The organism is Oceanobacillus indicireducens, from assembly GCF_014647195.1.
Lineage (GTDB): Bacteria > Bacillota > Bacilli > Bacillales > Amphibacillaceae > Oceanobacillus > Oceanobacillus indicireducens.
In genome coordinates, this window is record NZ_BMOS01000021.1 from 55,399 (window position 1) to 59,899 (window position 4,501).

Consider the following 4,501-nt stretch of genomic DNA (forward strand, 5'->3'; position numbering starts at 1 on the left):
TACTGGATGTGCTAGTACAAATGCTCTTCGGTGGGACGAGTAATCGCAGTCCCAGGCGTTGCGAAGACGATCGCGTTTTTAACCTGCAAGGGCGCTTACGCCTTTGTTTTTTCGGGCAGAATAGGAGTAACAAATTGATTAGCTATAAGGATGGAGGTGAAAATCATTCTTGAATTACGCAAGGGTATCTGGGTAATGACGCAAACATGGAATGATCTTTTGTTCATGCACCTACCTGTTCCAGCAGACATTCTACGCGAACAAATTCCGCAGGGCTTAGAACTTGATACCTATAATGGAAAGGCTTGGATTTCGATTGTCCCATTTGCAATAACCGATATGCGTCTCCATTTTACTCCGCGACTTCCTTATTTCCATTCCTTATTGGAATTGAACGTACGCACATATGTAAAAAGAAATGGAGAAGCAGGAGTTTATTTTTTCAGCCTTGATGCGAATCAGTGGCTAACTGTTCTGGGAGGGCGGATATTTCATGCGCCATATCATTATGCGGGTATCCATATGAAGAAAGAACGGAACTGGATAAATTTTACAAGTAAGCGCAAGGGAAAATCATCGATCGGTTTTACTGGAAAGTATCGACCGGTTACTGGTGAATATAAACCGAGTGCATCGAGTCTTGCCTACTGGCTTGTGGAAAGGTATATATTCTGGTCGGAGCGAAACAGCTCTCTTTATAAAGGTGATATCTACCATGAACCATGGAAATTACAAGAAGCAGAAGTGATTCTTTCCAAACAGAATATGTTGCCCGATTTTCTAGGAATAGAAGAGGCTGGTAATCCGGTATTCCATTACGCCGCAAAGAAGAAGGTGTATTCCTGGTGCGTGAGGAAAATAGAAGAACTATAAAAAACTGCCCCTTTTTCATCATTGGACCTAAATAAGAATAAGCTATAGTACATGTCCAAATTCAAAGGAGGGGCAGCGTGAAAGAAATCTTTATAAAGAATACGCTTGTACTTGCCGGTGGGGCAATACAGGGCTTTGCTATGGGGCTGTTTCTCTTCCCGCAATATATTCCTTCAGGGGGAGCGGGCGGGATTACCGTTCTTTTTAATTATTTATTTGGAATGAGCATGGGAACTGCACTTTGGGTGATCAATTTTTCGCTCCTGTTACTCGGACTTTATATATTAGGGAAACGTTTTGCAAGCTGGACCGTGCTTGCAATTACAATGACTTCTATAACTGTAACCTTCTTTGAGCATGTTACAATTCCGAACCGATCGCTCTTCTTTGATCTTATTGTTGGTTCAATATTTTTAGGGATCGGGATTGGAATCCTGATGCGCCAAAATGTTTCCAATGGTGGTATTGGTGTCATTGCTCTAATCTTAGCAAGGAAATATGGTTTCCTGCCCGGCCGTTCTTTATTTTGGATCAATAGTTGTATCTTTTTATTCGCTGCTTTGTTGATCGACTGGAAAATAATCATCCTCGCCTTCATCAGTCAGTGGATTGCCACGAGGATTGTTAATATCATTGTTCAATTCCAGTTTACAATGAATGAGTCCTATTCGCTTGATTGGCGAAAGAAGTAGCTTATACATACGTATAGCGGAAAGCTTTCTTCGGATCCTTCTTCCCGTCTTTTCCTTTTACATGAATAAGAAAGAGAACGAGCAAAGCAACGAGGAAAGTGAAAGCAGCGATGGTTGTGAACATGCCAGTTCTGGACCAGTCCATTAACCGTGTGAATATGGGTGGTCCGAGAGCGACACCAAGAAAACGGACGGAACCGTACAAGGACGAAACGAAGCCTCTGCGTTCTTTACCGACTGCTCCAGTAATTAAACTGTTCACACACGGTAAAGTAAGTCCGGCTCCGATACTGCTTAAAGCAAGTCCTATTAAAAAGGGAACGAGACTCTCAAGCCAGATAAGCGAACTATAAGATACCGTCATAAACAGCAGTCCTATGACGGAAAAGCGCTTCATGCGGACTAAGTTATTTCCAATCTTACTCCCCGTCAGATAAGACGTACTCACCATGACGAGAAGTGGAATTGCTAAGATAAGTCCTTTTCGTACACCGTCAATTTGATACGTTGTCTCTAGAACATCGGATAAATAAAAGAGAATCCCAAATAGTGTAAATAAACAAGTGCCTCCCGCAAGATAAGCAGTGAACAGCCATCTACCTTCGTGTTTAAACACGCTGAGAAGTCCCCGTGCATACTTGCGAAATGGAGGAGGAGATTGGCGATTTTTCTTCTCTTTTACAAAAATCCAAACTAAAATTGCCGCTATGATGCTTAGAACCGGAAAAGCGAAGAACACGGCATACCAGACAATTAAAGCGAATAGCGAGCCAATTATCGGCGATAGTACTTTACCTAGCCCATTGGAAGCTTCGAATATTCCGAGAACCCGGCTGCGTTCGCCACCTTTGAATAAATCACCAATCAGCGCCATAGCTATCGGGGCACTGCCAGCTGCTCCAATACCTTGTATCGTCCGGCCGACAAGAATCCATCCATAGGAATCAAATAGTGCAGCTGCAAGCCCAGCAAGCAAAGCACCGCTTGCAAAGAGGATGAGCGATGGTAACATAATGATTTTCCGAGAATAGCGATCGGACAGATAACCGACAATCGGAATCATGATTGCTGCTGCAATTGAAAATACGGTAATTGTCAAACTAACTTGGAGCTGGGATAAGTCGAGCGAAGATTTCATCTCCGGAAGAATAGGAATTAACATGGAATTCCCAAGAGTCATCATGAGTGGAACAGATCCGACGGCTAGTATTGTCATTCCATTGTTCGTTTTTTTCAACGTTGTGCACTCCTTGCGCTTATTTGATATTAATTGGCGGAAGGACGAGCCATCCTTTTTCCCTTGCTATATCTATTATTTTCTGTTCATATTCCTCTTGTTGGCCATGGAAGTCACTGAACATGGAACGGATGTCTTCGTTTAAAGCGATTCCTGTCACATAACTGCTGTCAGCCCTCGTCGACACCAGTTCCCTCTGAATAAGGTTGAAGATTTCCGCATCATTAAATCTTGCACCGGCGGGAATATCTTCCACATCTACATTAGGTCTGTCCGGAGGTGCCGGTGGCAAGCGGATGCCAGCTTCTTTTAAAATCCCTTCGACTTGCTGTTCTTCCTGAATGAGACAGCTTTCAACAAAGTCTTCGCAATATGTTTTTAAATCATGATCTCCTGCATGATTAATAAGCACTTGCATCGTAACGAGCAGATGCTTCGTATGATATAAATAATTCCATAAATGGTACACCTCACCTGAATGGAATGGTTCATCTTGTTTCTTTGTAGTCATACTAACCCTCCTTTTAATCCTGTATAGTTTCTCTCTTCGCTTCGGATATTATCCAAGAAATGAACAAAATAGGCCGCCCCTGTTAGGCGTAGCGACATGTAATGAAGAATTGAAATAGACAGTAACCTAGATATTTTTTGTTCATAGGCTAACATCAGAAATATAATTATAAAGGATGGTAGCTATTGTGAGGAAATTGATGTTACTAGCTTTTTTTATCGTTTTATTTGTCATTGCAGGCTGCAACAGTACAGGGACGATTACCAGTTTGGATCAAGATGAAGAGATCGTTCGGATTGGATATCAGAAAAATGGTCCCCTGCTTTTACTAAAATCCTTAGGTACGTTAGATGAACGTCTGGAAAAACAAGGGTTTAAAGTTGAATGGAAGGAGTTTCAGGCGGGTCCGCTACTTGTTGAGGCGTTAAATGCGGAAGCAATCGATTTTGGCAGAACCGGAAATACACCCGTTATCTTTGCTCAAGCTGCTGACACTTCATTTACCTATGTTGCTGCAGGATTTTCCAAATATAAGGGAAGTGGTATTTTAGTACCTAACGATTCTGATATCACGAAACTTGAAGATTTAAAAGGGAAAAGAATAGGTTTTTCAAAAGGATCAAGTTCCCATTACCTGTTAATTAAAGCATTAGAAACAGCAGGACTCACGTTGGATGATATAACATCGGCATATCTTACACCAGGAGATGCCCGGGTTGCTTTTGAACAAGGTACGATTGATGCAATGGTTGTATGGGACCCGTACGTGGCATCGACTGAGCTTGAATCAAATGGCAGACTTCTTATTGATGGGGAAGGTTTAACAACAGATAGAGATTTTTTTGTAGCTACCGAAACCTTTAAGGAGAAGTATCCTGAAGTCATTGAAATAATTATAGAGGAAGTTGCCGCATCATCAAAATGGGCTAACGAAAATCCTGATGAGTTAGTTGATATGTTAGTACCTATATTGGGAATCGATGAAGCGGCTATTCGCATGATGATTGAACGGAGAACGTATGGTGTAGAAGATTTGTCAGAAGAGATCATGGAAGAACAACAGGAAATTGCAGACATTTTTTACCAACTGGATATTATACCAAAGTCCATAAAGGTTAGGGAAACAATGGAGTAACGGAAGGTAACGTCAAAAGTTCTATGAAAACCAAGTGAAGAATCATCTACATG

The 4,501-nt window shown here is 41.7% G+C and carries 5 protein-coding genes; 3 read left to right on the forward strand and 2 right to left on the reverse strand.

Annotation, left to right across the window (positions count from 1 at the left end):
* Positions 1-195 precede the first annotated feature (195 nt).
* Both IEX94_RS13570 and IEX94_RS13575 read left to right on the forward strand, forming a co-directional pair.
* Positions 196-873 (forward strand): YqjF family protein, encoded by a 678-nt coding sequence (locus IEX94_RS13570; RefSeq protein WP_188858244.1) that lies wholly within the window; start codon positions 196-198, stop codon positions 871-873.
* A gap of 77 nt (positions 874-950) precedes the next feature.
* Positions 951-1,565 carry a YitT family protein gene (locus IEX94_RS13575; protein WP_229782725.1) on the forward strand — a complete coding sequence of 205 codons (615 nt, stop codon included), beginning with the start codon at positions 951-953 and terminating at the stop codon, positions 1,563-1,565.
* A gap of 1 nt (position 1,566) precedes the next feature.
* Here IEX94_RS13575 and IEX94_RS13580 read toward each other — a convergent pair whose 3' ends face one another.
* Both IEX94_RS13580 and IEX94_RS13585 read right to left on the reverse strand, forming a co-directional pair.
* Entirely contained in the window at positions 1,567-2,781 is a 1,215-nt protein-coding gene (locus IEX94_RS13580; protein ID WP_156856755.1) for an MFS transporter, read from the reverse strand.
* Positions 2,782-2,821: 40 nt separating this feature from the next.
* Positions 2,822-3,313, reverse strand: a complete 492-nt coding sequence (locus IEX94_RS13585; RefSeq protein ID WP_156856692.1) for a DUF3231 family protein — start codon at positions 3,311-3,313, stop codon at positions 2,822-2,824.
* A 187-nt stretch (positions 3,314-3,500) separates the two neighbouring features.
* Here IEX94_RS13585 and IEX94_RS13590 point away from each other — a divergent pair, with 187 nt between their 5' ends.
* On the forward strand, positions 3,501-4,448 hold the full coding sequence (locus IEX94_RS13590; RefSeq protein WP_229782726.1) for an aliphatic sulfonate ABC transporter substrate-binding protein: 948 nt from the start codon (positions 3,501-3,503) through the stop codon (positions 4,446-4,448).
* The last annotated feature ends 53 nt before the right edge of the window (positions 4,449-4,501 follow it).